Annotated in this window: 25 protein-coding genes; 15 read left to right on the top strand and 10 right to left on the bottom strand. The window is 71.2% G+C overall.

Annotated elements, in window-relative coordinates:
* Positions 1–52: 52 nt before the first annotated feature.
* On the bottom strand, positions 53–1,222 hold the full coding sequence (gene glgA, locus LBW94_RS27065) for a glycogen synthase (RefSeq protein ID WP_225055099.1): 1,170 nt from the start codon (positions 1,220–1,222) through the stop codon (positions 53–55).
* A 122-nt stretch (positions 1,223–1,344) separates the two neighbouring features.
* Here glgA and glgC point away from each other — a divergent pair, with 122 nt between their 5' ends.
* Positions 1,345–2,559 carry a glucose-1-phosphate adenylyltransferase gene (glgC, locus tag LBW94_RS27060; protein WP_225054850.1) on the top strand — a complete coding sequence of 405 codons (1,215 nt, stop codon included), beginning with the start codon at positions 1,345–1,347 and terminating at the stop codon, positions 2,557–2,559.
* Between the two features lie 510 nt (positions 2,560–3,069).
* Here the strand turns inward: glgC and LBW94_RS27055 are convergent.
* The 3 genes from LBW94_RS27055 to LBW94_RS27045 form a co-directional block, all read right to left on the bottom strand.
* Positions 3,070–4,206 (bottom strand): Mrp/NBP35 family ATP-binding protein, encoded by a 1,137-nt coding sequence (locus LBW94_RS27055; RefSeq protein ID WP_225054848.1) that lies wholly within the window; start codon positions 4,204–4,206, stop codon positions 3,070–3,072.
* 66 nt (positions 4,207–4,272) lie between these two features.
* Positions 4,273–5,148: a lytic transglycosylase domain-containing protein gene (locus LBW94_RS27050; protein WP_225054846.1), complete on the bottom strand. Its 876-nt coding sequence runs from the start codon at positions 5,146–5,148 to the stop codon at positions 4,273–4,275.
* 298 nt (positions 5,149–5,446) lie between these two features.
* Positions 5,447–6,853 (bottom strand): lytic transglycosylase domain-containing protein, encoded by a 1,407-nt coding sequence (locus LBW94_RS27045; RefSeq protein WP_225055097.1) that lies wholly within the window; start codon positions 6,851–6,853, stop codon positions 5,447–5,449.
* Positions 6,854–7,118: 265 nt separating this feature from the next.
* On the opposite strand from LBW94_RS27045, the gene LBW94_RS27040 reads away from it, so the two are divergent.
* From LBW94_RS27040 to LBW94_RS27030, 3 genes are read left to right on the top strand one after another with little or no spacing between them, the layout of a single operon-like run.
* Positions 7,119–8,099: an HpcH/HpaI aldolase/citrate lyase family protein gene (locus LBW94_RS27040; protein ID WP_225054844.1), complete on the top strand. Its 981-nt coding sequence runs from the start codon at positions 7,119–7,121 to the stop codon at positions 8,097–8,099.
* 12 nt (positions 8,100–8,111) lie between these two features.
* Entirely contained in the window at positions 8,112–8,603 is a 492-nt protein-coding gene (locus LBW94_RS27035) for a general stress protein (RefSeq protein ID WP_225054842.1), read from the top strand.
* 4 nt (positions 8,604–8,607) lie between these two features.
* The gene (locus LBW94_RS27030; protein WP_225054840.1) at positions 8,608–9,183 is read left to right on the top strand and encodes a suppressor of fused domain protein; all 576 of its coding nucleotides are present in this window, start codon (positions 8,608–8,610) and stop codon (positions 9,181–9,183) included.
* A gap of 9 nt (positions 9,184–9,192) precedes the next feature.
* On the opposite strand, the gene LBW94_RS27025 is transcribed toward LBW94_RS27030, so the two are convergent.
* Positions 9,193–10,263, bottom strand: coding sequence for a magnesium and cobalt transport protein CorA (locus tag LBW94_RS27025; protein WP_225054838.1), 1,071 nt, complete (start codon positions 10,261–10,263; stop codon positions 9,193–9,195).
* A gap of 105 nt (positions 10,264–10,368) precedes the next feature.
* On the opposite strand from LBW94_RS27025, the gene LBW94_RS27020 reads away from it, so the two are divergent.
* The 4 genes from LBW94_RS27020 to LBW94_RS27005 all read left to right on the top strand — a co-directional run bounded on the left by LBW94_RS27020 (position 10,369) and on the right by LBW94_RS27005 (position 16,334).
* Positions 10,369–11,223 (top strand): PHP domain-containing protein, encoded by an 855-nt coding sequence (locus LBW94_RS27020; RefSeq protein ID WP_225054836.1) that lies wholly within the window; start codon positions 10,369–10,371, stop codon positions 11,221–11,223.
* A gap of 314 nt (positions 11,224–11,537) precedes the next feature.
* Positions 11,538–13,112 (top strand): FAD-dependent oxidoreductase, encoded by a 1,575-nt coding sequence (locus LBW94_RS27015; RefSeq protein ID WP_225054832.1) that lies wholly within the window; start codon positions 11,538–11,540, stop codon positions 13,110–13,112.
* A 638-nt stretch (positions 13,113–13,750) separates the two neighbouring features.
* Entirely contained in the window at positions 13,751–14,959 is a 1,209-nt protein-coding gene (locus tag LBW94_RS27010) for an NAD(P)-dependent malic enzyme (protein ID WP_225054829.1), read from the top strand.
* A gap of 70 nt (positions 14,960–15,029) precedes the next feature.
* Positions 15,030–16,334, top strand: a complete 1,305-nt coding sequence (locus tag LBW94_RS27005; RefSeq protein WP_225054827.1) for a glycoside hydrolase family 27 protein — start codon at positions 15,030–15,032, stop codon at positions 16,332–16,334.
* Positions 16,335–16,465: 131 nt separating this feature from the next.
* Here the strand turns inward: LBW94_RS27005 and LBW94_RS27000 are convergent, their stop codons facing one another.
* Genes LBW94_RS27000 through LBW94_RS26990 form a run of 3 tightly spaced genes read right to left on the bottom strand, consistent with a single transcriptional unit; the run spans position 16,466 to position 19,413 of the window.
* On the bottom strand, positions 16,466–16,843 hold the full coding sequence (locus LBW94_RS27000; protein WP_225054825.1) for a glyoxalase superfamily protein: 378 nt from the start codon (positions 16,841–16,843) through the stop codon (positions 16,466–16,468).
* Between the two features lie 44 nt (positions 16,844–16,887).
* Entirely contained in the window at positions 16,888–18,084 is a 1,197-nt protein-coding gene (locus tag LBW94_RS26995; RefSeq protein WP_225055095.1) for a DUF1501 domain-containing protein, read from the bottom strand.
* Positions 18,085–18,105: 21 nt separating this feature from the next.
* Positions 18,106–19,413, bottom strand: coding sequence for a DUF1800 domain-containing protein (locus LBW94_RS26990; RefSeq protein WP_225054823.1), 1,308 nt, complete (start codon positions 19,411–19,413; stop codon positions 18,106–18,108).
* A 101-nt stretch (positions 19,414–19,514) separates the two neighbouring features.
* Between LBW94_RS26990 and LBW94_RS26985 the strand changes: the two genes are divergently transcribed.
* The 7 genes from LBW94_RS26985 (at position 19,515) to LBW94_RS26955 (ending at position 25,405) form a co-directional block, all read left to right on the top strand.
* Positions 19,515–20,198, top strand: coding sequence for a response regulator transcription factor (locus LBW94_RS26985; protein ID WP_225054821.1), 684 nt, complete (start codon positions 19,515–19,517; stop codon positions 20,196–20,198).
* Positions 20,195–21,562: a sensor histidine kinase gene (locus LBW94_RS26980; protein ID WP_225054820.1), complete on the top strand. Its 1,368-nt coding sequence runs from the start codon at positions 20,195–20,197 to the stop codon at positions 21,560–21,562. The genes LBW94_RS26985 and LBW94_RS26980 overlap by 4 nt, the downstream gene beginning before the upstream one ends.
* Positions 21,563–21,651: 89 nt before the next feature.
* Positions 21,652–21,978 (top strand): hemophore-related protein, encoded by a 327-nt coding sequence (locus LBW94_RS26975; protein ID WP_225054818.1) that lies wholly within the window; start codon positions 21,652–21,654, stop codon positions 21,976–21,978.
* Between the two features lie 69 nt (positions 21,979–22,047).
* The gene (locus LBW94_RS26970; RefSeq protein ID WP_225054816.1) at positions 22,048–22,866 is read left to right on the top strand and encodes a DUF1707 SHOCT-like domain-containing protein; all 819 of its coding nucleotides are present in this window, start codon (positions 22,048–22,050) and stop codon (positions 22,864–22,866) included.
* A gap of 85 nt (positions 22,867–22,951) precedes the next feature.
* On the top strand, positions 22,952–23,506 hold the full coding sequence (locus tag LBW94_RS26965; RefSeq protein WP_225054815.1) for a hypothetical protein: 555 nt from the start codon (positions 22,952–22,954) through the stop codon (positions 23,504–23,506).
* Between the two features lie 6 nt (positions 23,507–23,512).
* A complete protein-coding gene (locus LBW94_RS26960; protein ID WP_225054813.1) occupies positions 23,513–24,652 on the top strand; it encodes a sensor histidine kinase in 1,140 nt (379 codons plus the stop codon).
* Between the two features lie 126 nt (positions 24,653–24,778).
* Positions 24,779–25,405, top strand: a complete 627-nt coding sequence (locus LBW94_RS26955; RefSeq protein WP_225055093.1) for a response regulator transcription factor — start codon at positions 24,779–24,781, stop codon at positions 25,403–25,405.
* Here the strand turns inward: LBW94_RS26955 and LBW94_RS26950 are convergent.
* Both LBW94_RS26950 and LBW94_RS26945 read right to left on the bottom strand, forming a co-directional pair.
* The gene (locus tag LBW94_RS26950) at positions 25,368–26,063 is read right to left on the bottom strand and encodes an ABC transporter permease (protein WP_225054811.1); all 696 of its coding nucleotides are present in this window, start codon (positions 26,061–26,063) and stop codon (positions 25,368–25,370) included. The genes LBW94_RS26955 and LBW94_RS26950 overlap by 38 nt on opposite strands.
* A complete protein-coding gene (locus LBW94_RS26945; RefSeq protein ID WP_225054809.1) occupies positions 26,060–26,716 on the bottom strand; it encodes an ABC transporter permease in 657 nt (218 codons plus the stop codon). Before LBW94_RS26945 ends, LBW94_RS26950 begins: the two co-directional genes overlap by 4 nt.
* Positions 26,717–26,730: the final 14 nt, after the last annotated feature.

Raw genomic sequence — 26,730 nt, 5'->3', positions numbered from 1 at the left:
CCGGGGATGGCCGCGCGTCGGTCGGCGGTGAGCTGTTTCGCGGCGCTCGCGGTCAGCTCTTGCGGAGGCTCTCGTACAGGTGCAGGGTGTCGGCGGCGATACGGGCCCAGTCGAATTCGGTGACCGCGCGGGTGCGGCCGTCGGCGCCCATGGCGGCGGCGCGGGCCGGGTCGGCGACGACAGCGTTGACCGCGGCGGCCAGGTCGTGTTCGAACTCCTCCTGGCGGGCGCTGTCGTAGTGCACCAGGGTGCCGGTGCGGCCGTCGGCGACCACCTCGGGGATGCCGCCGACGTCGGAGGCCACCACGGCGGTGCCGCAGGCCATCGCCTCCAGGTTCACGATGCCCAGCGGTTCGTAGACCGAGGGGCAGACGAAGACCGTGGCCGCGGCGAGGATCTGGCGGACCTGTTCGGTCGGCAGCATCTGCCGCACCCAGAACACGCCGCCCCGGGTCTCCGACAGCTTCGCCACCGCCGAGGTGACCTCCGCCTCCAGCTGCGGGGTGTCCGGTGCGCCGGCGCACAGCACGAGTTGCGCCTCGGGGTCGATGTCGGCGGCGGCGGCCAGTAGATGCGACACGCCCTTCTGCCGGGTGATGCGGCCCACGAAGGCGACGATCGGACGGTCGGTGCGCAATCCCAATTCGGTGACGATGTCGCGGGTGCCCTCGGCCGGGGGACGGGGGTGCCAGGCGTGTGGATCGATGCCGTTGTGCACCACGTGGACCCGGGCCGGATCGACGGTCGGGTAGGCGTCGAGCACGTCCCGGCGCATGCCCTCGCTGACCGCGATCACGGCGTCGGCGTACTCCATCGCGTTGCGCTCCGACCAGGACGACAGTCGGTAGCCGCCACCTAGCTGCTCGGCCTTCCAGGGGCGTCGCGGCTCCAGCGAATGGGCGGTGAGGACGTGTGGCACACCGTACAGGGTGGCAGCCAGATGTCCGGCCAGACCGGTGTACCAGGTGTGTGAGTGCACCACGTCGGCGCCGCCCGCCGCATCGGCCATCCGCAGCTGCGCCGACATCATCTGTAGCGCCGAATTAGCCGCGTACAGCTGAGGATCGGGCTCGTGCACCACCGCGTCGGTGCGCGGCACACCCATGCAATGGACGGTCACGTCACACAGCGGGCGCAGCTTCGCGGCCAATTCGGTCACGTGGACACCCGCGCCTCCGTACACTTCCGGCGGGTATTCCCGAGTCATCATCGCCACCTGCAGCCGGTCCTGCTCCGATTTCGAAGGCTCGTGGCCGCCACCCGCATCGAGACTCATGGGACCAAAGTAAATCGTTCACGTCGGTGGTGACCATCCGAGTCGCATTTCGGCGGTAGGTTGACAGGGTGAGGAGTCAGCCGCACATACTCGGGATCGTGCTCGCCGGCGGCGAGGGCAAGCGACTGTTTCCGCTCACCAGGGATCGCGCCAAACCGGCGGTTCCCTTCGGGGGTGCGTACCGCCTGATCGACTTCGTGCTGTCCAACTTGGTGAACGCCGGATTTTTGCGACTCTGCGTGCTCACCCAGTACAAGTCGCATTCACTGGACCGGCACATCTCGCAGACCTGGCGACTGTCCGGGTTCGGTGGCGAGTACATCACCCCCGTACCGGCCCAGCAGCGGTTAGGCCCGCGCTGGTACACCGGCAGCGCGGACGCGATCCTGCAATCGATGAACCTGATCTACGACGAGGACCCCGACTACATCGTGGTGTTCGGCGCCGACCATGTGTACCGGATGGATCCGGAACAGATGGTGCAGCACCACATCCGATCCGGCGCGGGCGTGACGGTGGCCGGAATCCGGGTGCCGCGCAGCCAGGCCAGCAGCTTCGGCTGCATCGACTCCGACGAGTCGGGCCGCATCACGCAATTCCTGGAGAAGCCGGTGCATCCGCCCGGCACACCCGACGATCCGAACGTGACGTTCGCCTCCATGGGCAACTACGTGTTCAGCACCAAGGCACTGGTGGACGCGATCCGGGCCGACGCCGACGACGCCGACTCGGATCACGACATGGGCGGCGACATCATCCCGGCGTTGGTCGCCCAGGGCGAGGCCAGCGTGTACGACTTCGCCGAGAACGACGTCCCCGGTTCCACGGACCGCGACCGGGGCTATTGGCGCGACGTCGGCACCATCGACGCCTTCTACGACGCGCACATGGACCTGGTCTCGGTGCATCCGGTGTTCAATCTGTACAACCGGCACTGGCCGATCCGCGGCGCCACCGAGAACCTGCCTCCGGCCAAGTTCGCCCAGGGCGGGCTGGCCCAGGAGTCGATCGTCGGCTCCGGCAGCATCCTGTCCGCGGCGACGGTCCGCAATTCGGTGCTCAGCTCGAACGTGTTCGTCGAGGACGGCGCCACCGTGGAGGGCTGTGTGGTGATGCCGGGCGTGCGCATCGGACGCGGCGCGGTGGTCCGCCGCGCGATTCTCGACAAGAACGTGATGGTCGGCGAGGGCGAGATCATCGGCGTGGACCTGGACCGCGACCGGGATCGGTTCGCGGTCAGCCACGGCGGCGTCGTCACCGTCGGCAAGGGCGTCTGGGTATAACCCCGCCCGACTCCGGCCTGGACGCAACGGCGCGTCGGCCGGATCCCCACCGCACGCAATGACGCGTCGGTCGGAATCTCCCCGGACACAGTCGTCCTTCACCCGAATCTCCACCGGGCGCAGTGATGCGTCGGCCCGATCCTCCACCGGGCGCAGTGAGGTTTCGGCCCGATCCTCCACCGGGCGCAGTGAGGTTTCGGCCCGATCCTCCACCGGGCGCAGTGAGGTTTCGGCCCGATCCTCCACCGGGCGCAGTGAGGTTTCGGCCCGAATCTTCACCGGGTGCAGGGAGGCGTCGGCCCGAATCTTCATCGGGTGCAGTGATATGTCGCCGGAATTGCGGTCGCGCGCGGTGATGCGTCGGCTGGCGTTTCTCCTGGGCGCGGGTGGTGTCGGCCCGAGTCCTTGTGTGACGCGATGCGGCGGCCGGAACGCTCCCCGGACATACGCACGCGGACATACGCACGGCCGCGAGAATTCGCGGCCGTGCTCGTCGTGTGTGCTGGTGTCCTATTGGTGGCGGGTGGTGTCGATGCCCAGGGACATGCCCGCCAGGCCGCGGCGGCGGACGGCGAGGCTCTCGGCGATGTCGCGGAGGACGACGGCGGAGGCGTTGTTCGGTTTGCTCAGCACGATCGGGGTGCCCGCATCGCCGGCCTCGCGCAGTTCCTGGGTGATCGGGATCTGGCCGAGCAGTGGCACGGGTGCGCCGATGGCCTGGGTGAGGCGATCGGCGACCTCCTGGCCACCGCCGGAGCCGTAGAGGTCCATCCGGCTGCCGTCGGGCAGGTCCAGCCAGGACATGTTCTCCACCACGCCCACCACACGCTGGCGGGTCTGCAACGCCATCGCGCCGGCTCGCTCCGCCACCTCGGCGGCGGCCGGTTGCGGTGTGGTGACCACCAGGATCTCCGCGTTCGGGACCAGCTGGGCGATCGAGATCGCGATATCGCCGGTGCCCGGCGGCAGGTCCAGCAGCAGGATGTCCAGATCGCCCCAGAACACGTCGGCGAGGAACTGCTGCAACGCGCGGTGCAGCATCGGCCCACGCCACGTCACGGGTGTGTTGCCCTGGGTGAACATGGCGATCGAGATGAGCTTCACCTCGTGTGCGATCGGCGGCATGATCATCCGCTCGACCTGGGTGGGCCGCTGGTCGGTGCCCAGCATGCGCGGGACCGAATGTCCGTAGATGTCGGCGTCGAGCACGCCGACGGACAGCCCGCGCTGGGCCAGCGCGGCCGCCAGGTTGACGGTGACGCTGGACTTCCCGACGCCGCCCTTCCCGGAGGCGACCGCGTACACCCGGGTCAGCGAGCCGGGCTGGGCGAAGGGGATGACCGGTTCGGCCGCATCGCCGCGCAACTGCTTGCGCAGCTCGGTGCGCTGCTCGTCGCTCATCACGTCGAGTTCGACGGTGACCGCACCGGCACCGGGCACATCCGCGACGGCCCGGGTGACCAGGTCGGTGAGCGTGGTGCGCAGCGGGCAGGCGGCGGTGGTGAGGTAGATCCCGACGTGGACGCCACCGTCGGCGAGGATCGTCACCCCTTTCACCATGCCCAGTTCGGTGATCGGTTTGCGGATCTCCGGGTCGTTCACCTTGGCGAGAGCGCCGCGTACATCCGATTCCGTTACCACTGGCATGTCCGCGAGTTTATGCGGACCCGGTCCGGACCGGCCGCGCGGGCGGTGCCGGAGGCCGGGCCGCGGTCACATGTTGCGGTTGGCCTGGCCCGGGGTGACACCCTCGCGGTAGGCCGTCTCCCAGGCCATCACGTTCGCGACGTAGGCCATCGAGTGGTTGTAGCGCATGATGGCCCGGGACTGCTGGGCCGGATCGTTCATGTCGAGCCCGCCGTCGCACAGGTACTTCCCCGCGGTGAGGGACGCGTCGAAGATGTTCTGCGGGTCGGAGGTGCCGTCGCCCTTGCCGTCGGCGGCGAACTTGCGGTAGGTGCTCGGCAGGAACTGCATGGGGCCGACCGCGCGGGCGTAGCCGGCCATGCCGTCGAGCTCGCCGCCGTCGGTCTCGTTCACGACCTGGTTGCCACCGAGGCTGCCGTCGAGCACCGGGCCGTACACCGGGTTGATCGGATAGCCGTTCTCGTCGAGTTTGCCGTAGCCGTGGTGCGATTCGATCTGGCCGATGCCCGCCAGCTGCGCCCACGACATGTGGCAGTTCGGATCGTCCTGCGCCAGCACGCGTTCGGCGTTCTGGTAGGCGGCGTAGGCGACGCCCGGCATACCCAGCGGACCGGCCACGGCGGTGGCGGCGACCCGGTTCTCCGGCAGCGTGTTGCTGCGCACGACCGGCGGACCGGCGTGCCGGGCCACATGCATGACCGCGTCGTCGGCGGACAGCTGCCCGTCGGCGGCCGCGGCGGACAGTCGCGCCGCGGCGGCGGCGGTCTCGGAATCGCCGGCCATATGCTGCTGTTGCGGTGCGCTCAGAGCCGTGAACTCGCCGGTGTTCGCCTCGGAGGTGGCGGCCGCGCTGACCGCGACCACTCCCGCGGGAACCAAGCCGGTCAGAGCGATGAGGGTATTGGTATTGCGCCGGGCCGGCGGTTTACTGTGACGTCCCACGGTGTGGCTCTTCTCTGCTCGCTGCGAGCGTCTCTCAACGCAACACGTTGAAGGTTACCGCATCCGAGACACTTTCGTTACCCCTTCGTGACCCTGTCTCGCGTTTGCCGATCACCATGCCGGACATACGGGTTCGCGGCCGCGCGGGCGGCCGGAACCCGGCTGTCCGCGCAGGTGGAAGTCTTGGCCGACCGCGCTGTGACAGTCACGGCCGACCGCGCTGTGAGGGTACGGACGCCGCGCGGTGACCGGTTACGGCTGCCGCGCTGTGAGGGTTACGGCTGCCGCGCTGTGAGGGTTACGGCTGGCCCGGCAGCGGGATCACGATGCCGAACGGCAGTGTGATCCCGGGCGGGGGCGGCGGAGTCGCCGGAGCCGCGGGCTGATCCGGGGTGTCGGGCGACATCGGGCCGGGTTCCGGGGTCTTGCTCGGCTGCGCGTCGGCCGCTTGCGGATTCGGCGCGGGCGGCGGCACATCGGCCGCGCCCGGCGCCGCGCCGGGCTGCTGTCCCGGCTGGGCGCAGGTGGCGGGCTGCTGCGGCGCGTTCGGATCCGCGGGTGCGGCCGGATCGGCGGCCTGGCCCGGGAGTCCGGCCGCGGCACCGGGTTTCGCCGCATCCGGCGTCTGCGGTCCGGCGGTGGCCGCGGGAATGTCGGTGGTGGTCACCGGGCCGCCGGGGGACCAGCGCCGGGTGCCCAGTTCCGGGTCGCCCGGATCCGGCGGGGCCGGAACCGCGGCCGGATCACAGGGATTCGGGCGCGGCGGCGGGCAGAAGATGCCGCACGGGATCGGCGGCAGGCCCGGGATGATGATCATCACCTGCGTCGGCGCCGGAATCGTGGCCGGCGGGCGGTTGGTGGTGGTCGACGGATCGGTGGTGGGGATCGAGCTGTTGGCCGCCAGGATGTCCGGGGCGGTCGGCTGCGATCCCGGCGGGATCAGATCCGGGGAGATCGGCACCTGGGTCGGCATGCCGCCGGTGGCGTAGGCGTTCGACCAGCTCAGCACCTGCGCGGCATAGGACAGGGAGTTGTTGTAGCGCAGCACCGCTCGCAACTGCTGCTGCGGATCGCGCAGATCCAGCCCGCCCGCGCACAGATATTTCCCGGCCGCGAGCGCCGCGTCGAAGACGTTGTTCGGATCGGGGTGGCCGTCGCCGCGGCCGTCGGAGGCGTAGTGCGCCCAGGTGCCCGGGAGGAACTGCATGGGCCCGATGGCCCGGACGAAACTGCCGTCGGCGGCCTGGATCACCTCGTTGCCGGGCAGCGTGCCGTCCAGCGGCGGACCGTAGATGACGCCGATGGTGGTGCCGTTGGCGTCGGTGCGACCGCCCGCCGCGTGATTGGACTCCACTTTTCCGATGCCCGCCAGCAGATGCCAGGTGATCCCGCAGTTGGGCATCGAGGATTGCAGGGCGAGTTCGGCATTGCGATAGGCCGCCAGCACGATCTCCGGGATGCCGAGCGCACCGCCGCCGGGCAGTGAGATATCGTGCAGCGGCACGGTTCCGCCGAACAGCGGCACGCCCTGGGCGGGGCCGAGCGCGCGCAGCTTGCGCGGCGGCTCGGGCGCGGCGGGCACCAGGCCGATGGCGTCGGCATCGGTACCGTCGATACTCGCCGCCGGAGGGGCTGCCGCGGTACGGGTTCCGCTCTGAATCGGGGTGTGCACGGCCGATCCGGAAGCCAGCAGACCTGCCACCATCAACGCCGATACGGTTACTGGACCAGATATTCGCATCGACGCGCACCAACCCCTCGTAGTCGTGAGAGCGTGTGGCGGCGGCCAGGAAAACCCGGACCGATACCGACTGCTCGCGAGCAACGTGCTCCAGGTTACCCATGAGTCAGCTTGTTGTTGTCGACATTTGCGGTCAGTCGCCCTCTGTTCGGGGTCCGTTCGGGACCGTTTCGGGAGATCTGCCAGGCTGGGAGCGCTGCGCGAGCAATCCGACCCGAGGAGCAATTTCATGTCGACACGCCGTACGAGACCCGCCACCCGACGCTCGGTGCTCGCCGTCCCCGGCAGCAATCCGCGGATGATCGAGAAGGCCAAGGGGCTCGCGGCGGACGAGATCTTCCTCGATCTGGAGGACGCCGTCGCGCCCGCGGCCAAGGCCGCCGCCCGCGCGAACATCGTTGCCGCGCTCAACTCCCCGGGCTGGGGTGAGCAGATCCGGGTGGTGCGGGTCAACGACTGGACCACGCAGTGGACGTACGCCGACGTGATCACCGTCGTCGAAGGGGCGGGCGCGGAACTGGATGCGATCCTGCTGCCCAAGGTGACCGACGCCGGTCAGGTGCGGGCGCTGGATCTGCTGCTGACCCAGTTGGAGCGGGCCGTCGGCCTGGAGGTGGGCCGCATCGGCATCGAACCGCAGCTGGAGAACGCGCTGGGGCTGCGCAACATCGACGAGATCGCCACTGCCTCACCGCGGGTGCGGACCCTGGTGTTCGGCCCGGCCGACTTCATGGCCAGTATCAATATGCGGACCCTGGTGGTGGGTGAACAGCCGGAGGGCTACGCACCCGGCGACGCCTACCACCACATCCTGATGACCATCCTGCTCGCCGCGCGGGCGCACGGCCTGCAGGCCATCGACGGCCCCTATCTCCAGATCCGCGATCTGGACGGCTTCCGGCGCGCGGCGGGCCGCACGGCGGCGCTGGGCTTCGACGGCAAGTGGGTGCTGCACCCCACCCAGATCGACGCCGCCAACGAGATCTTCAGCCCCCGCCAGTCCGATTACGATCGCGCCGAGGAGATCCTGGACGCGTACGCCTACCACACCTCCGGCGCCGGCGGCGCCCGCGGCGCGGTGATGCTGGGCGACGAGATGATCGACGAGGCCAGCGCCAAGATGGCGCAGGTGATCGCGGCGAAGGGCCGGGCCGCGGGGATGACGCGCACGACCGCGTTCGAAGCGCCGGACACCGGCCGACAGGACTAGGATGTCCGTGTTATGACCAATCCCTTGGGCAACGCGAACCGCAATCGGTCGGGCCTGCCGACCCCGCCGTCGGGGTGGCCGGTCGGCTCCTACCCGACCTACGCGGAGGCGCAGAAGGCCGTCGACTATCTGGCCGACAATCAGTTCCCGGTCGAGAACGTGACCATCGTCGGCGTCGACCTCATGCAGGTCGAGCGGGTGCTGTATCGGCTCACCTGGGGCAAGGTCGTCGGCGGGGGCATGGTGTCCGGCGCCTGGCTGGGATTGTTCCTGGGCCTGCTGCTGAGCCTGTTCACCAGCGGCGGCGCCCTCGGCCCGCTGGTGGTCGGCCTGATCGGTGGTGTCATCTTCGGCGTGATCTCCACCTCGATCCCGTACGCCGCCACCCGCGGTCAGCGCGACTTCGCCTCCACCATGCAACTGGTGGCCGGCCGCTACGACGTGCTGTGCGAGCCGAAGGCGGCCGAGCAGGCGCGTGACATGCTGGCCCGGCTGGCGCTGTAGGCGCATGCCGGTCCTCGACGAGGTACGCGCCGCGGTGCTGGCGTATTACGGTGCGCCGTCCGCGGATTCGGCATCGGTGACCTTCCTCGGACTGGAGCCGATCGAGATCCTGCGGGTCCGCGAGGGCGACTACATCCACTACGTCACGCTCGGCGGCAGCCGGCACCCGATGTCGGATCCGGTTGTGGCCGTAGCGGATCCGGTGCGCGGCCCGCGCGCGGAACTGGTGCTGACGTTGCGCGGCGGTCCGGGAGCGCATTCCGGCCTGACCCGCGCCCTCGGGGTGCTCATCGCCTCCCCCGCGGTGGAAGGCATCGTGCTGCAAGCGGATGCGCTGCTCGATCTGGGAGAACCGTTGTGGCACAACGCGCCGTTCACCGCGGCGCTGCTGGGCGCCACGGCGGTGCCGCCGGTGCCGTTGCCGGAACCGGCCGAGCCGGTGCGGTTCCTGTCGGTGGCGCCGCTCACCGCGACCGAGGCGGCCTGGGTGCGCATCCGCGGCGCGGCCGCGCTGCGCGACGCCTGGACCGAGGCGAACATCGACATCCGCGACCCGTACCGGGCCGCCGCCACGCTGTGAGCAGCGCGGCTACAGCCACTCGTTGTGCCGGAAGACCACGAACAACACGCTGCAGATGCTCAGGATGACGATCAGCGCGAGCGGATAGCCGAAGGTCCACGACAGTTCGGGCATGTGCTGGAAGTTCATCCCGTAGATGCCCGCGATCATGGTCGGCACCGCGGCCATGGCGGCCCAGGCCGAGATCTTGCGCATATCGGTGTTCTGCTGCACGCCCACCTTGGCCAGGGCGGCGTTGATCAGCGAGCTCAGCGCCTCGTCGAAATCCCGGACGTGCTCGGACACCACGGTGTGATGGTCGGCGACGTCGCGCATGTAGCGGCGGATCTCCTTCGGCAGCGCGGTGTCGTTGCTGAGCAGCTGCAACGGGACCGTCAGCGGCGCCACCGCCCGGCGCAGTTCCACCACCTCGCGCTTGAGCTGGTAGATCTCCTCCACCGCGATGTGACTGCGCGGGGTGAAGACGTCCTCCTCCATCCGGTCGACGTCGTCCTCCAGCGCCTGCGCGACCTCCACATAGGTGTCGACGACGTGGTCCGCGACCGCGTGCAGCACCGCGGTCGGGCCCAGCGCCAGATGTTCCGGATCGGCCTCCAGTGTGCGCCGGACGCCGGTGAGCGGGGTGTGGTCGCCGTGCCGGACTGTGATCACGAACGTGGGCGCGACGAACATCATGACCTCGCCGGTCTCGACGATCTCGCTGACGCCGTGCCGCGGGTGCTCCAGGTATTTCACCGTGCGCAGCACCAGGATCAGCGTGTCGTCGTAGCGTTCCAGCTTCGGGCGCTGATGGGCCTGGACCGCGTCCTCGACGGCCAGTTCGTGCAGGCCGAAGGTGGCGGCCACCTCGGCCATCTGGGTCTCGTCCGGTTCGTGCAGGCCCACCCAGACGAATCCGGCCTGCCGCTCGCGCATCTCGGCGAGCGCGGCGGCCGGCAGCAGCCGTCCGGGCAGCCGCTTGCCGTCCACGTAGACCGCGCAGTCGACGATCGCCCGCGCGGTCGGGACCGGGACACGCGGCACCGGCACCTCCGCCTTGCGGCGATTGCGCAACGAGGACAGCGGGGGAATGGAGGGCACGGCTGGATGGTAGCGGTACACCCGTGCCGATTCGAGTCCCGGATCTCGGCCCGCGCCGCGCCCGGCGCCACGCTGTCCGGCCGGAATTCGGCAAGATGGATCCTCGTGCGCATCGACCTCCATACCCACTCGACCGTGTCGGACGGTACCGACAGCCCCGCGGAGCTGGTGCGGCGGGCGGCGGCGGCCGGTCTCGGCGCGGTCGCCCTCACCGATCACGACACCACCGCAGGCTGGGACGAGGCCGTCGCGGCGCTGCCGCGCGGGCTGACGCTCGTGCGCGGCATGGAGATGTCCTGCGTCGGCCCCGGCGAGGACGGCCGCCCGGTGCCGGTGCACCTGCTGGCCTATCTGTTCGATCCGGCCGACGCGACCTTCGCCGCGGAGCGGGAACGGCTGCGCGGTGAGCGGGTGGCCCGGGTGCGGGCCATGGCCGAGCGGATGGCCGCGGACGGGCTGCCGATCGATCCGGACGCGGTGCTCGCGACGGCCGGTCCGGCGGCGGGGCGGCCGCATCTGGCGCGAGCGCTGGTGGCCGCGGGGGTAGTGCCGACGGTGGGCGCGGCGTTCGGCGAGTTGCTGGCCCCGCACGGCCGCTACTACCTGGACAAGTCCGACACGCCGCTGGATCGTGCGGTCGAACTGGTGGCCGCCGCCGGTGGGGTCACGGTGGTCGCGCACGTGCGGGCCCGGACCCGGGGACGGCTGCTGGACCTGGCCGAGGTGCGGCGGCTGGCCGCGCTCGGACTGGGCGGCATCGAGGTCGACCATCCCGACCACGCGCCGGAGGATCGGGAAATATTGCGTGAACTCGTGACCGAACTCGGCGTGATCGCGACCGGATCATCGGACTATCACGGCGCCGACAAGGCGGTCGAACTGGGCCGATTCACCACGGATCCGGAACAATTCGAAATCCTGATCGAAAAGGCTTCCGGGATGCCGGTGGTCACGGCGTGAGGGCGCTGCGCGCGTTGAGCGGATCGGTCGCCGGTGGGCTGGTGGTCCTCACCGCGGTGCTGGTCGGTGCGGCGGTTGTCGGTGCTCAGCGGGGTTTCCCGGGACCGGGCACGGCCCGGGTCGCCTGGCATGTGTCCCTGACGGCGATTGCGCTTGTGGCACAGATATATTCCGATCGGCATCGGGGTACGGCGGCTCTTTCCGGATCGCTGGTCGTTTTTGTTGCGGCAGGTTACCTGTTGGTTACGCAGTGGTGGAATTGAGTCCTGCGTGTCGGTTGCGGTCGCGTGAATTGTGGCCGAACATTTTGCCTTATGGGTGAATTGGTCGCCGATGTGCTCGTGGTGGGTGGTGGACCGGCCGGCGCCTGGGCCGCCCTCGCCGCGGCGCGGGGTGGCGCCCGGGTGGTGCTGGTGGACAAGGCGCGTTGCGGCGCCGCCGGCCCCACCGCGCGGGGGCCGGTCTCGCTCTGGTACGTCCCGCCCGGCCCGGCGCGCGACGAGGCGGTGCGGCAGAGCTACGCCCACGGCGGCAATCTGGGCGATCCGGATTGGATGCACCGGGTGCTGGAGGAGACCCATCGGCGGGTCGACCAGCTGATCCGGCCGGGGTACCGCGGGCCCGGCGACCGGCCCGCGCGGATCACGGTGGCGGGTGACACCTATCTGGGCCGGTTGCGCCGCAGCCTGGTGGTCGCGGGCGTACGGATCCTCGATCACCATCCGGCACTGCAACTGCTGGTCGACGGTGCGGGCGTGGTCGGCGGCGCGACCGGGGTGCGGGCGCTCGGCGGCACCGACTGGACCGTGCGGGCCGCCGCGGTGGTGCTGGCCACCGGCGGGTGCGCGTTCCTGTCCGGTGGCGCCGGCACGGATGTGGACACCGGGGACGGTCTGCTGATGGCGGCCGAGGCCGGGGGCGAGCTGTCGGGGATGGAATTCTCCAACGCGTACTCGCTGGCCCCGATCGGGCACAGCCGCCTGGCCGAGGTCGCCGCGGTCCCGGTGCCGGGCGTGGCGGCCGGTCCCGATCCGGCGCTGCACTCCGCCACGCTCTACGACGACAGCGGCGCGGTGCTCGGTGGCGGGCAGTTCGGTTCGCGCGCCGGGGCTTTCGCCGCGCTCGCCGACGGGCGGCGGGTGTACGCGGCATTGGCGGAACTACCGGAACCGTTGCGCGTGCAACTGGCGCCCGCCGCCGCGGCGGGCCGGGTGCTGCTGCGTGCCGTGGCGGAGGGCACCGTGCGCGGCGGCGGTGGCCTGCGCTTGATCGGATATGATTGCGCGACAACGGTTTCCGGGTTGTTCGCGGCGGGAGACGTGGCGACCCGGGAGCCGGTCACCGGCGCCGCCGGCGGATTCGGCGGTCAAGGCGGGGCGTGGGCGATCGCCTCCGGCGCCTGGGCGGGCGCCGGCGCGGCCCGGTTCGCGGCCACCATCGGCACCGGCCGGATGCGGCGGGTGCGGCCGGTGCCCGGTGCCGGCCTGAACGCGGTACCCGGCATCGACCCCCGCGCGGTGGTCGGCCTGGTGCAGGAACACACGCTTCCGCTACGACGCAGCTACTGGCGCAGCGCGGGCAGTCTGCACGACAGCATCACCGAACTCGACGCGCTGTGGCCGGTGGCCGAGTTCGGGCTCGGCGGCACCGGTGCGGACCGGCTGTACGCCCGGCAGGCGGCGGCGTTGCTGGCGGTGGCACGGTGGACGAAATACAGCGCGCTGGCGCGGACCGAGTCGCGCGGCATGCACCGGCGGACAGATCACCCCGCGGAGGCCGGTGATTGGCGGGTCCGATTGGTGTCCGGCGGCGTGGAATCGGTCTGGGTGCGGCCGGAACAACCCGATCCGGGTGCGGCGACACCGTGGGCGGATCTGACCTCCGCGTGAACATCGGGTGTTTCACCGGCGCCGCGCAGCGGTGACGAGTTCTTGTTTACCCGACGGTAATTCGATTTTCGGATCGCCGCTGAATCGCGTGCCGGTGTTTACCCGCCGGTAGCGATTCGCGGACGCGCGGCGGTAAGTGTTCACGGCCCAGCCGCGGCCGCCTGCCGTGCCACCCGCGCGGCCGGGGGTGGCGGGTTCGGCGGGGCGGCACCCTGGTGGCGCTTCCTGTCGCGGGGGCGATTTGGCAACCGGTCATCCGTGCTGGCAGAATGGAGCGGATTCCCGGTCGGTGCCACCGCCCGACGCGGGAAGTGGATGTTCCCCGATGCGTGCACACGGCTCCGGTTCGGGAACATCGGTAGCGGATTGCCCGGGCTCACCCCTCCGGGCGTGGTTCGGCGACTCCCCGCCGCGATACCCTTGCGACATTCAGTTTTACTGTGTGCGTTTTGTGCGATGTAACCGATGGCAATTTCGTACGCGGCATGCGAGAGTGACACCACCGTAACGACGATGTGGTTCAGAACACTACAAACGGCTTCGTTCCAGACCGCAGCCAGAACAGCGAAAACCCGGTAATCCCAATACCAGCCGGTAACCGAACACCCGTTTAGCCCGGACCCTGCAGGAGTGAAATCGTGTCACCTGTGACTGACGCAGCGAATGCCACCACCCCCGAACGTGAAGACCTGTCCGCGATCACCCACGAGGAGATCTTCGCCGGCCATCTCGGCGGCAAGCTGTCGGTAGAGCTTGCCGCGCCCCTGGAGACCCAGCGGGACCTGTCCATCGCGTACACCCCGGGCGTGGCCCAGGTCAGCCGGGCGATCGCTGCCGACGCGGAACTGGCCAAGCGCTACACCTGGACCGATCGGCTGGTCGTGGTGGTCAGCGACGGTACTGCGGTGCTCGGTCTCGGCGACATCGGCCCCCGCGCATCGCTGCCGGTCATGGAGGGCAAGGCCGCACTGTTCAAGAAGTTCGCCGGTCTGGACTCGATCCCGATCGTGCTGGACACCAAGGACGTCGACGAGATCGTCGAGACCCTGATCCGGCTGCGGCCCAGCTTCGGCGCGGTCAACCTGGAGGACATCTCGGCGCCGCGCTGCTTCGAGATCGAGAAGCGGGTCATCGAGGCGCTGGACTGCCCGGTCATGCACGACGACCAGCACGGCACCGCGATCGTGGTGCTGGCGGCGCTGACCGGCGCGGCCAAGGTGCAGGGCCGCGACATCTCCGGCCTGAAGGTGGTCACCTCCGGCGCCGGTGCGGCCGGCGTGGCGTGCACCGACATCCTGCTGGCCGCCGGCGTGCAGGACATCGTGGTGCTGGACTCCAAGGGCATCGTCGGCACCCACCGCGACGACCTGAACTCGGTGAAGGAAGATCTGGCGCGCCGCACCAACCCGCGCGGGCTCACCGGCGGCGCGGCCGAGGCGCTGGCGGGCGCGGACGTGTTCCTGGGGCTGTCGGCGGGCACCGTCGCGGAGGAACTGATCGCGTCGATGGCGCCGGAGTCGATCGTGTTCGCGATGTCCAACCCGGATCCGGAGATCCATCCGGAGGTTGCGAGCAAGTACGCGGCTATCGTCGCCACCGGCCGCAGCGACTTCCCGAACCAGATCAACAACGTGCTGGCCTTCCCCGGCGTGTTCAAGGGTGCACTGGACGCGGGCGCCCGGCGGATCACCGAGGGTATGAAGGTGGCCGCCGCCAACGCGATCTTCGCCGTGGTGGCCGACGAGCTGGCGCCGGACCGGATCATTCCCAGCCCGCTGGACCCGCGGGTGGCCCCGGCCGTGGCGGCCGCTGTCGCCGCCGCGGCGCGTGCCGAAGGCGTTGCGTAACAAGGAACCCCACCATGCCGGAGGGCCGGCCCGGAACATCCCGGGCCGCCCTCCGGCATCGGTGTCCGGGGTGCGGCCCGCGCCGGGTGCGCTGATTGCGGTGGTGTCCGCGCTGCTGACGGTCGCGTTGCTGCTGGGCGTGACGGCCGCCGCGCCGATCCGTACCACCGCGCGTCTCGACCGCGGTGTCGCCATCGCAGGTGTCGCCCTCACACCCCCGATGGGCTGGAACACCTGGAACACCTACGGCTGCGACATCTCCGCGCCGGTCGTGCAGCAGGCCGCCGACGCGCTGGTGGCCAGTGGCATGCGCGACGCCGGGTACCGCTACGTGGTCGTGGACGACTGCTGGTTCGCCACCAGCCGTGGCCCCGGCGGCGCCCTGCGCGCGGATCCGGCCCGATTCCCGCAGGGCATGCGGGCACTGGCCGACTATGTGCACGCCCGGGGCTTGAAGTTCGGTATCTACGAGAGCCCGAACGAGCGCACCTGCGCGCAGCTCGGCGGCACCTATCCCGGCCGTACCGGCAGCGCCGGGCACGAGGAACTCGACGCTCGCACCTTCGCCGACTGGGGTGTCGACTACCTCAAATACGATTGGTGCGCACCGGAATCCGATCTGGACCGGCAGGTGGCGGCCTTCACCCGGATGCGGGACGCGTTGCGCGACACCGGACGTCCGATCGTCTACAGCATCAACACCAACAGCGATGTGCTCGCGGTGCCGCCCGGCGCGATCTACGACTGGTCCGGCATCGCCACCATGTGGCGCACCACCAACGACGTCACCCCGGCCTGGGAGCTCGGCCTGGGCATCGCGACCAGCCAGGGCATCCGCGAGATCCTGGACACCACCGCACCCCTGACCGTCCGCGCCGGCCCCGGCCACTGGCCGGACCCGGACATGCTGGAGGTCGGCGTGGCCGGGATCCCCGGCACCCTCACCCCCGGACTCACCGCCGCGGAACAACGCACCCAATTCGGCATGTGGGCCCTGCTGGCCGCGCCGCTGATCGCCGGGAACGCGCTGCCCGCCATGGATCTCGCCACCCGGGCGCTGCTGACGAACCCGGAGGTGATCGCCGTCGACCAGGACCCCCTCGCCGCTGCCGCGACCGCCGTCCCCGGCACCGGCACGACGGTGTGGCGCCGCACGATGTCCGACGGTTCGGTGGTGGTGGCGTTGTCGAACCGCGACCGCGTCGCCACCCGCATCGAGACCACCGCCGCGGCCCTGGGCCTGCCCGCCGCCTACCGCTACGAGGTCCACGACCTGTGGACCGGCGCCGCCTCGTCCACCGACGGCGCACTGGGTGCGACCGTGGGCGCACACGACACCCTCCTGCTGCGCATCCGCCCGGACACCTCGGCCTAGGCAGACTGTTCCGTGTTCCGTGTTCCGTGAGCCGTGAGCCGTGAGCCGTGAGACCCGGCCCGAGTCATGGGCTCGAGCGGTGGGCACGAGCGGTGGCCCGGGCCCGGCTCGACCCGCGAGGCGGTGGCCGGTCAGTCCGGTTGGGCGAAGCGCAGGGTGTTGCCGAACGGATCGGTGATCGCGAAACCGAGTCCGCCGGGGCCCGGCTCGGGCGCGCCCGGTCGGCCGTAGCGGTAGCGGCGGGCCGCGAGTTCGGCGTGCCACGCTCGGATGTCGTCGACGGCGATCCACACCACCGTGCCGGGCGTGCCGTCGCCATGGTGTTCGCTGAGGTGGATCCGGGCGTCCGAGCGCGACAACTGTGCGTACAGCGGCAGATCCGGCTCGAACCGGTGCTCCCAGTCGACGGTGAAGCCGAGGTGGTCCCGATAGAACTCGTAAGCCTTGTCGATGTCGAAGATGCGCAGGATCGGCACGGGTGCGGCGAAACGGATCGAATCGGCGGCCATGTCCGTGATGCTACCCGGGCCGGGTCGCTGCTCCGATCCTGTTGTCAGGTGAGGATTCCCAGGTCGCGTCGGCCGTTGCCGAGAATCGGGGTCGGGTCCGCGTCCAGTACGCGATGCAGTACCTCGTGGTAGAGGTCGCGGAAGTCGACGGTGGACTTCAGGTCACCGTCGGCGAGGTCGGCGAGGCTGGGCTCGTCGCCGTGGAAACCGGCCGCGACCGGGGCCCCGGCCACGAAGACCGGGCCCGCGGTGCCGTGGTCGGTGCCCTGGGAGGCGTTGGCGCGCACCCGGCGGCCGAATTCGCTGTAGGCCAGCAGCACCACGTCGCGGGCCCGGGGATGTCCGGACAGGTCGCGCAGGAAGCCCGACACCGCCTGATCGAAGCGGCCGAGCAGCTGTTCCTGGGTGTGTCGTTCGTCGGCGTGGGTGTCGAAGCCGCCGAGGCTCACGGTGTAGACCCGGGTCGGGACGTTCGCCTGGATGCAGCGGCCGACCAGATCCAGTTGTGCGGCCAATGGATTCGCGCCGCCCAGGGCACGCGGGGGCCGGGTGATCGCTCCGAGGGTGTGGTCGACGGTCTGTGCGGCTCGGTATCCGGTGCGGACGGCCGTGCGGGCCGCGCCGTCGGACGGATCGTCGGCGGCCAGCCCGGCCACCGCCGCCACCGTGCCCGGGGACTGGGCGGTGGCGGCCGGATTCAGGGCCGCCGCAGTGTGTTTCGCGCCCAGGGCCAGCGGCGGCAGCACCGGGCCGATGTTGACCGCGCGCACCGGATCGTCGCCGGTGGCATCCAGCCAGCGACCGATCCAGCCGGTCGGCAGCGGTTCGTCCGGCGCGGCGGTCTGCCAGATGTCCATGGACCGGAAGTGGCTGTGGTCCGGATTCGGGTAGCCGACGCCGCGCACGATCGCCAGCTGCCGCCGGGCCCACAGGTCCGCCAGACCCTTCAGCGCCGGATTGAGGCCCAGGCCGTCGTCGAGACGCAGCACTTCCTCGGGGCGATAGGACAATTCGGGGCGGGCGTCGTGATAGGCGTTGTCGGCGTACGGGATCACCGTGTTCAGGCCGTCGTTACCGCCGTACAGGGTGACCAGCACCAGGATTCCGGCGCCGGCGGCCAGTGGGGTGGTGTCGGCGCGGTGGCGCAGTTCATCCCAGGTGACCGCGCCCGCGCCGAGCACGCCGAGCGCGCCCAGCGCGCTCGCCCCGGCGAGGAACTGCCTGCGGCCGATCCGATCCAGAGGTGGCATGGTGTCCCGCCTTCAGCTGGTGAGGTATTCGGGTGTGCTGATCGCCAGGGCGGCGAGCCGGGCCGGATCGGCGACGGCCGTCGCGAGCACCTTCGCGCTGCGGTCGGACCAGTCGGCGATGCCGAGCAGGTGCCCGGTGGCGTCGATCCGGTCGGACTTCCCGGCCGCTGAGATCGGGGACAGGTCGGCCTGTTTCAGCAGGGTGGTGGCCGCGGCCAGCCGGATCTGCGCGGCGGCGCTGGACATCCAGCTCTGCCCGCGCGGCCAGCCGCCGACATCCGGTGGGTAGAAGGGCAGTTGGCCGAGGCCGCGCAGCACCCCGGCCACCCGGTGGGCATCGGCGTCGGCGGTCAGCGGCACCCGCAGCGCGCGGATCGCGCCGATCAGCCACTCCACCGGGCCGTGCACGACGGTGTCGTGGGCCGAGACGAAATCCGGGTCGGTGAGGATCGCGGTCGTCAGCGCCGCCAGGTCGCGGCCGGGACCGTAGGCGGCGGTGATCCGGTCCAGGGTCGCGGGCGCGGGCGGTTCGTCGGCGGCCAGCTGCTGCCAGGTGCGGGCCGCCACGTACCGCGCCGACTCCGGGCGGGCCAGCACGATATCGCAGAACTCCCGCGCGCCGAGCGGACCGGTCACGCCCAGCAGGGTTTTCGGGCCCGGATCGTGGCGCGCCGGATCCAGCACGGCGGTGCCGTCGCGGACCGTCCAGCCGGTCAGGGCGCGGGCGCCCGCGCGCACGTCGGCCTCGGTGTAGCCGTTGCCGTGGCCGAGCGCGAACAGCTCCATGAATTCCCGGGACAGGTTCTCGTTCGGGGCCTTCGCGGTGTCGGCGAGACCGTCGAGCCAGCGCAGCATGGCCGGATCGGTCAGCATCGCGTAGGCCAGCGTGCCGAAATCGCCGGTGCCCAGGGCACGGAGCGTGCGGTTCTGCCCGGCCAGCGCGGCGGCGTTGCGGACCTTCACCGCCGAGGTGGCGAAGTGGTTGTGCCACACCAGGGTCAGCTTCTCCCGCACCGGAACCCGCACGGCCGCCATGCGACGCAGCCACCAGATCGTGAGATCGTCCAGCTGGGACTGCACTTCGGCCTGGTAGCGATGCCGCACGTCGGCCGTCGCGGTCCGGCCCGGTGCGGCCGGGACCACCGGCGCCGGCATCGGCGTCGCGCGCGCCCCGGGATCGGCCTCCGGATCGGCGGCGAGGGCCGTGCGCAGATAGGCGACGGGATCGGTGACGGCCTCGATCTCGGCCCCGGTCGCGCCGAAACCGGACCGGCGCAGCACCCGGGCCGTGGATGTCCATTGCGGCGACTGCCTGCCCATGACCCGAGTATCACGGCCCGGCCCGCCGTCGGGCGGCCCGGCGGGCCGATGTTCAGCCGATCCTCAGCACCCCCGCGATCCGTGGCGGGTGGCGGGGCACAATGTCGGGTGTGCAGCCCGGTCGCATTCTGGTCATCGAGGACGCCGACGCCATCCGGGCGGCGGTGACGTCCGCCCTGGCCGCCGCCGGTCACCAGGTCATGTCGCGCGCGGACGGCGGCGGCCTGGAACACGATCTGTCCCGGTTCCGGCCGGATGTCGTGGTCCTGGACGTGATGCTGCCCGGCCGGGACGGGTTCACGCTGCTGGAGGCGGTGCGCTCACGATGCAAGGCGGGGGTGGTGATGCTGACCGCCCGCGACGGCGTGGCGGACCGGGTGCGCGGCCTGCGCGCCGGATCCGACGACTACGTGGTGAAGCCGTTCGACCTCACCGAACTCGTCGCCCGCATCGAGGCGCTGCTGCGCCGGATGGGCCGCCTCCAGACCACCCTCGTGGTCGGCGACCTGGTGGTCGACGTCGACTCCGGGGTGGTGGTCCGTGGCGACACACCGGTGACGCTCACCGCCACCGAATTCAAACTGCTCGCCTACCTCGCCACCCACCGCGACCGGGTGGTGACGAAGACCCAGATCCTCACGGCCGTCTGGGGTTACGAGGACTACGACCCGAATCTGGTGGAGGTGTACGTCAGCGCGCTGCGGCGCAAGCTGGAGGGGCACGGCCCGCGGCTGCTGCACACCGTCCGTGGCCTCGGCTACACCTTACGGGCCGGTGACCGGTGAGAACGGTCTCGCTGCGGCGGCGGGTGACGCTCACCGCGGCGGCGGTCTCCGGGATCGCCCTGCTGGCGGTGGCGTTGCTGGTGCACAGCCTGTTCGGCGTGGTGATCAACCGCAGCGAGAACGCCGTGCTCACCGACCGTGCCCAGCTGGCCCGGCAACTTGCCCAGGCCGACACTCCGCCCACCGTCCTGATCACCCGGGTGGACAACCGTTCGGTGCGGGCCCGGCTGACCCTCGCCGACGGCCGCGTCTACGGCAGCCTGGGCTCGCGGCACGAGGAGGACGGCGCCGCCCGCCCCCGCGTCATCGTGCTGACCGGCCCCGGCGAGCTGAATCGCGCCCACCTGACCCTCCAGGTGGACACCCCGCTGCTGACCCGCCTACAGTCCCGGCTCGGCTGGGTGCTGGCCGGCGCCACCACCGCCGCGATCGCCGTCATCGCCGCCGGCCTCTGGTTCGGCGTGCGCCGCGCCCTGGCGCCGCTGGACTCGATGACCCGCCTGGCTCGCGAGATCGCCCGCGGCGAACGCGGCCGCCGCCTCACCCCCGACCGCGCCGACACCGAATTGGGCCGCACGGCAGCCGCTTTCGACGAGATGCTGGACGCGCTGGAAGGCGCCGAGGCCCGCGCCCGCGCCTCCGAACAGCACCTGCGCTCCTTCCTCGCCGACGCCGCCCACGAACTGCGCACCCCGGTCGCGGGCATCCGCGCGATCGCCGAGGCGGTCCTGCACCAGCCTCCCGGCGCCGATCCCGAGGACCAGCAGCGCCTGCACCTGCTGCTGGCCCGCGAGGCGCAACGCGCCGGTCGCCTGGTCGAGGACCTGCTCGACATGGCCCGCATCGACGCCGGCCTGCACCTGCACCGCACCCCCGTGGACCTCTACGACCTGGCCGCCACCCACGTCGACCGCACCCGAATGCTGCACCCCGGCATCGACTTCCAGCTGACGGGCCCCCACCTCGTCGCCACCGTCGACCCGGACCGCATCGGCCAGATCCTGACCAACCTCCTCGGCAATGCCTGTCAGGCCCTCACCCCCGAACCCCCGGCCGCCGTCACCGTCGCGCTCACCGCCACCCCCACCACCGCCGAGATCACCGTTGCCGACAACGGCCCCGGCATCCCGACCGCCGACCGCGACCGCATCTTCGACCGCCTGGTCCGCCTCGACCCCGCCCGCGACCGCCGCCCCCAGGGCTCCGGCCTGGGCCTCGCCATAGCCCGCGGCATAGCCCGAGCCCACGACGGCGACCTCACCTGCGAACCCACCAGCTCCGGCGCCCTGTTCACCCTCCACCTGAACACGGGGCCCGTCTCGGGGGCGGTGAGCGAGGCGGGTGACGGGCTGAAGATCGGCTGAAGGTCGGTGCGGGAGGGGGCGATCTTCAGCGCAGGTTCAGGTGGGGTGGGGAGATTCGGTGGGGCAGGTATCGAATCGAAGGAGTGGATGTGAAACGAATTGCCGCAGGGCTGCTCGCCGGGGTCGCCGGGTTGGCGGCCGTGGTGGTCGCGGTGCCGGGGATCGCCGGAGCCGATGGGCCGCAATGCAATCCGCAGGCGCGGGCGCAGGCCCGGACCGTGGCGCGCGGGCAGGTGGAGGCGTACCTGGCGGGGCATCCGGACGTGGCCGCCGAGGTGACGAAGGTGAAGGGGTTGCCGAAGGAGCAGCGGCGGGCGGAGTGGCAGGCCTACCGGCAGGCGAATCCGCAGCAGGCGCGGGAGTTCCGCGCGGCGCGGCAGCCGATCATCGACTACCGGGCCGCCTGTCACCGCTGAGCGGCGTGACGCCCGCGCCGAGCGGATGTTTGCTGCGCGTGGGCTGTGTTGCGGCCGTACACTGCGCACATGCTCGACCAGGCGCCGCCGGCCAAGGACATCGCTTATGCGTGCATGCTACTGAACAGCGCGTATGCCGCCGGTCGGCTCGACGGGGAGGAACATCGGACGCGGGTCGACGCGGCGATGTCGGCCACGACCATCGGTGAATTGCGTTCGCTGACCAACGATCTGCGCTCGCCGCCGCCGGGAGCCGTACTGGGACAGTATGGTTCGGGGCCGGTGCGGAGCCGGCGGGCGGTCGTGACGGCCGCGATCATCGGGGTGAGTGCGGCGGTGGGGTACGGGCTCGGGGTGGCGACCCGGCCCGGGTCGCGGGATACGGTGACGGCCGGGGGCGGGGATGCGGGCAACGGGTGGGCGACCACCGCGCCGAGCCCGACGGCCGCCGCGCCCAGGGCGTTGCACACCGCCGCAGGGTTTTCGGCGCTCGTCGCGGCGGTGTCCCGCAAGTTCGGCGACACCGTCGTGGACGATGCGACCGTCTACCCGGACTACGCGGTGGTGACGCGGGGCGTGCCCGGCGAGCCCGCGCACGCGATGAACTATTACTACAAGGGCGGTTTCGACAAGGGCACGCCGACGCCGCGGCAGCCGGGCACCGGAACGGTCGATCTGAGCCGGGTCGATGTGGGCAAGGTGATGGATCTGCTGGCCTCGGCCCCGCAGACGGTGGCGGTGCCACAGCCCAAGTCCACCTACTTCATCGTGGACGGGATGATGGGCAGCCGCGTGGTGATCTACGAGACGGACTCCTACAACGTCAGCGGATATCTCATCGCCGGACTCGACGGCGCCGTGGACTCGGTGCACGCGGCGCCGCACTGAGCCCCACCCGGACACCGGGGAAGATCCACCCGTACTCCACCCGCGGGTGGTGGGTCGCGGCGGCGCCGCGCGCGACCGTTGAGGCATGAGTTCGGCGCAGCTTTCGGAAATTGTTCTCGTGGTCGCGGTGCTCGGCTGGATCGTCTACCGGCAGACCCGGTGGCAGGTGCTCGATCCGGCCCGCATCTGGCGGATGCCGGTCATCCTCGCGGTGATCGGCCTGGTCTCGCTGCGGTCCGCCCCGGCCGATGCCCGCAGCCTCGACGGGGTGGCGGTGGCGCTGCTGGTGGGTACCGGCCTGCTGAGCCTCGGGGTCGGCGCGCTGATGGGACAGCTGTCGCAGCTACGCGTCGCCGAGGGCCGCTGGGAGGCCCGCACCGGATGGGCCGGGTCGCTGCTGTGGCTGGTGCTGATCGTGGTGCGGGTGGGGGTCGACGCGGGGGCGAGCGCGCTCGGCGCGAAGATCGTCACCTCGACCGGCGTGATCCTGCTGATGGTGGCGCTCAACCGGGTCGGGCGCACCCTCGTCCTGGTCCGGCGCGCGGATGTGCGGCGGTCGGTGGGGGCGCCGATGCCGGGCAATGGATATACCGGCGGGCCGGGCAGTGGATTCTCCGGCGGGCCGGGCAATGGATACTGAGCGGCGATGACCGTATCCCCGCTGGCGACGCTCCCGTCCAGGCTGTTGCGCCTGGTCGGGCTCGTCGCTGTAGTGTCCGCGGGCGGCAACACCCTGCTCCACCACGGCTGGTGGGCCGTCGCCGCGGTGGCGTCCTGGATCGGCTGGGTGGTCTGGATCGTCGTCCCGGAACGGCCCCGCTGGCCGACCGTGCTGTGCCTGGTCGCGATGGCGATCGGCGGCGGGCTGACCTGCTCCTTCTCGGCGGGGTCGGCGATCACGGCGCTGGCGGCGGTGTTCGCGGGGTTCGCGCTGCTCGACGAGCCGGTGGCGGTGGGCGCGGTGATCGCGGCCCTGGCCATCTTCGGTGCGAGCGTGTCGCAGTGGGTGGCCGGTGACGCGCCGAGTTCGCTGCTGGCGGTGGTGTCGGGGGCGCTGGTGATGGGGCTGATGGGCTGGACGCGGCGGCAGTCCCGGATCGCCGCCGAACAGAACCGGCTCCTGGTGGAACAGAATCGGGTCATCCGCGCCGAGCGCGACCGGGCCGCCGCGCTGACCGAGCGCGGCCGGATCGCGCGCGACATGCACGACGTGCTCGCCCACACCCTCGGCGGGCTGGTGCTGCAACTGGACGCCGCCGACGCGCTGCTGGAGGCCGGTGAGGTGGACCGCGCCGCCGAGCGGGTCAAGGCCTCGCACCGGCTGGCGGTGTCGGGACTCGCGGACGCGCGGCGGGTGGTGGGCGCGCTGCGTGCGGAGGAGGTCGACCTCGGCGCCGAACTCCAGCGTCTCGCCGACGATCACCGCGGCAGCGGCGGCCGGGTCGAGGTCCGCATCGACGCCGATCTGCGCGGACTGGACGAACAGACCGCGGTGGCCCTGTCCCGCGCGATCCAGGAGGCGCTCACCAACGCCCGCAAACATGCTCCGGGACAACCGGTTTCGATCGACCTCCGGACCGGGCCCCAGGGGCTGACGGCGGTGGTGTCGAATGCGCTGGGCAGCCGGGTGGCGGCGCTGGCGCGGACCGGTTCGGGGGCGGGCCTGCTCGGCATGACCGAACGCATCGCGGCCCTCGGCGGCAGCGTCACCGCCGGTCGCGTCGACGGCCATTGGACCGTCCGCATCCGGGTTCCGGCACCGGGCCGCCCGGTCGCCGGGTCCTAGGCGGGCCGGGGGAGTGGCACAGTGGATCGAGGCGAAGGAGCAGCGGTGGATTCCGAACCCGGCAGGACCGAACCCGGCACGAGCGGTCCGGATGCGAACGGGCGCAACACGACCGGGCCCGATACCATCACCGTGGTGGTCGCCGACGATCAGACGACGGTGCGCGACGGCCTCACCACCGTGCTGTCACTGCTGCCCGACGTGACGGTGGTCGGCGAGGCCCGCGACGGCGCCGAAGCGGTCGACCTGGTGCGGCGCCTGACCCCGCGCGTGGTGCTGATGGATCTGCGGATGCCCGGCACCGACGGTGTCGCCGCGACCGCCGCCATCACCGCGTCGCATCCGGGCACGGCGGTGCTGGTGCTCACCACCTACGCCGACGACGCCTCGATCGCCGGTGCGTTGCGCGCGGGCGCCCGGGGCTATCTCACCAAGGACGCCGGTCGCGCCGAGATCGCCGCCGCGATCCGCTCGGTGGCCAGCGGCCACACCACTCTGGCCGCGGACGTCGGCGCTCGTCTCATCTCGGGGCTCGCCGTCGCCGCGCCCGCCCCGGACGCCGATCTCACCGACCGCGAACTCGACGTGCTGCGCCTGATGGCCACCGGCCGCAGCAACACCGAGATCGCCAAGGAACTGTTCATCGGCGTGAGTACCGTGAAGAGCCATATCAATTCGCTGTTCGCGAAGCTGGGCGTGCGCGATCGCGGCCAGGCTATCGCGTACGCCCATCGCGCCGGACTGGCACGCTGAGCCGGCCGGCGCCCGGTGCGCTGACCCACACCACCAAGGCCAGGACCCCGTCCAGCAGCAACGCCAGCACGGCCACCAGGATCGCGCCGACCAGCACCCGGGTGTAGTCGTAGAGGCCGATCCCGTCGAAGATGTAGCGACCCAGGCCGCCCAGGTTCACGTACGCGGCGATGGTGGCGGTCGCGACCACCTGCAATGTGGCGGAACGCAATCCGGTCAGCAGCACCGGCAGCGCATTGGGCACCTCGACGCGCAGCAGCACCTGGGTCTCGGTCATCCCCATCGCACGTGACGCGTCGACCACGTCGGGATCGACGTTCGCCACCCCGGCGTACGCCCCGGCCAGCAGGGGTGGGATACCGACGGTGAGCAGCGCGATCAGCGGCGGGATCAGACCCAGGCCGAGCAGCAGCACCACGAAGGTGAGCAGGCCCAGGGTGGGCAGGGCCCGCATGGCGTTGGCGACGCCCACGATCGCCGCGGCGCCGCGGCGGGTGTGCCCGATCACCAGGCCGATCGGCACCGCGATCAGCACCGAGACGACGACGGTGAGGAAGCTGTACCAGAGGTGTTCGCCGAGGCGGTGGCCGATGCCGGTGGCGCCGCCCCAGTTCGCGGCCGTGGTCAGATAGTGCCAGGCGCCGGTGAAAAGGTTCATGCCCCTGCCCCTTTCGGGCCGCGGGCGCGCAGCCACGGGGTGGCCGCGCGGCCGAGCAGGAACAGCGCCCGGTCCACGATCAGCGCCAGCACCAGCACCACGATGATGCCGGCGACGATCTCGTCGGGATAGTCCCGCTGGTAGCCCTGGGTGAACAGCTTGCCCAGCCCGCCGACGCCGATCAGCGCGCCGACGGTGACCATCGAGATGTTGGTGACCGCCACCACCCGCAGATTCGCCACGAAAATCGGTATCGCCAACGGGAATTCGACCACCAGGGTGCGGCGCAGCGCCGGGTAGCCGATGGCCCGGGCGGCGTCCAGTACGGCGGCGGGCACCGCGTCCAGGGCGGTCGGCACCGCGATCACCAGCAGCGCCACCGAGTACACCGTCAGCGCGATCACGACGTTCAGCGGGTCGATGGTCGCGATCCCCACGATCGGCGGGATGATCACGAACAGCGCCAGCGAGGGGATCGTGTACGCGATGCCGGCCACCGTGGTGGTCACCCGGCGCAGCCAGGACACCCGGCGGACCAACGCGCCCACCGGAATCGCCACCACCAGCGCGATGAGCAGCGGCAGCAGTGCGAGATACACGTGGGTGCGGGTGAAACCCATGATCTCCGAGAAGTTGTGGAGCAGATATCTCATCGCGCCCTGCCGCC

This window comes from Nocardia sp. alder85J, from assembly GCF_020176955.2.
Lineage (GTDB): Bacteria > Actinomycetota > Actinomycetes > Mycobacteriales > Mycobacteriaceae > Nocardia.
The sequence above is the reverse complement of the archived record's forward strand: the minus strand, read 5'-3'. Positions and strand labels throughout refer to the sequence as shown.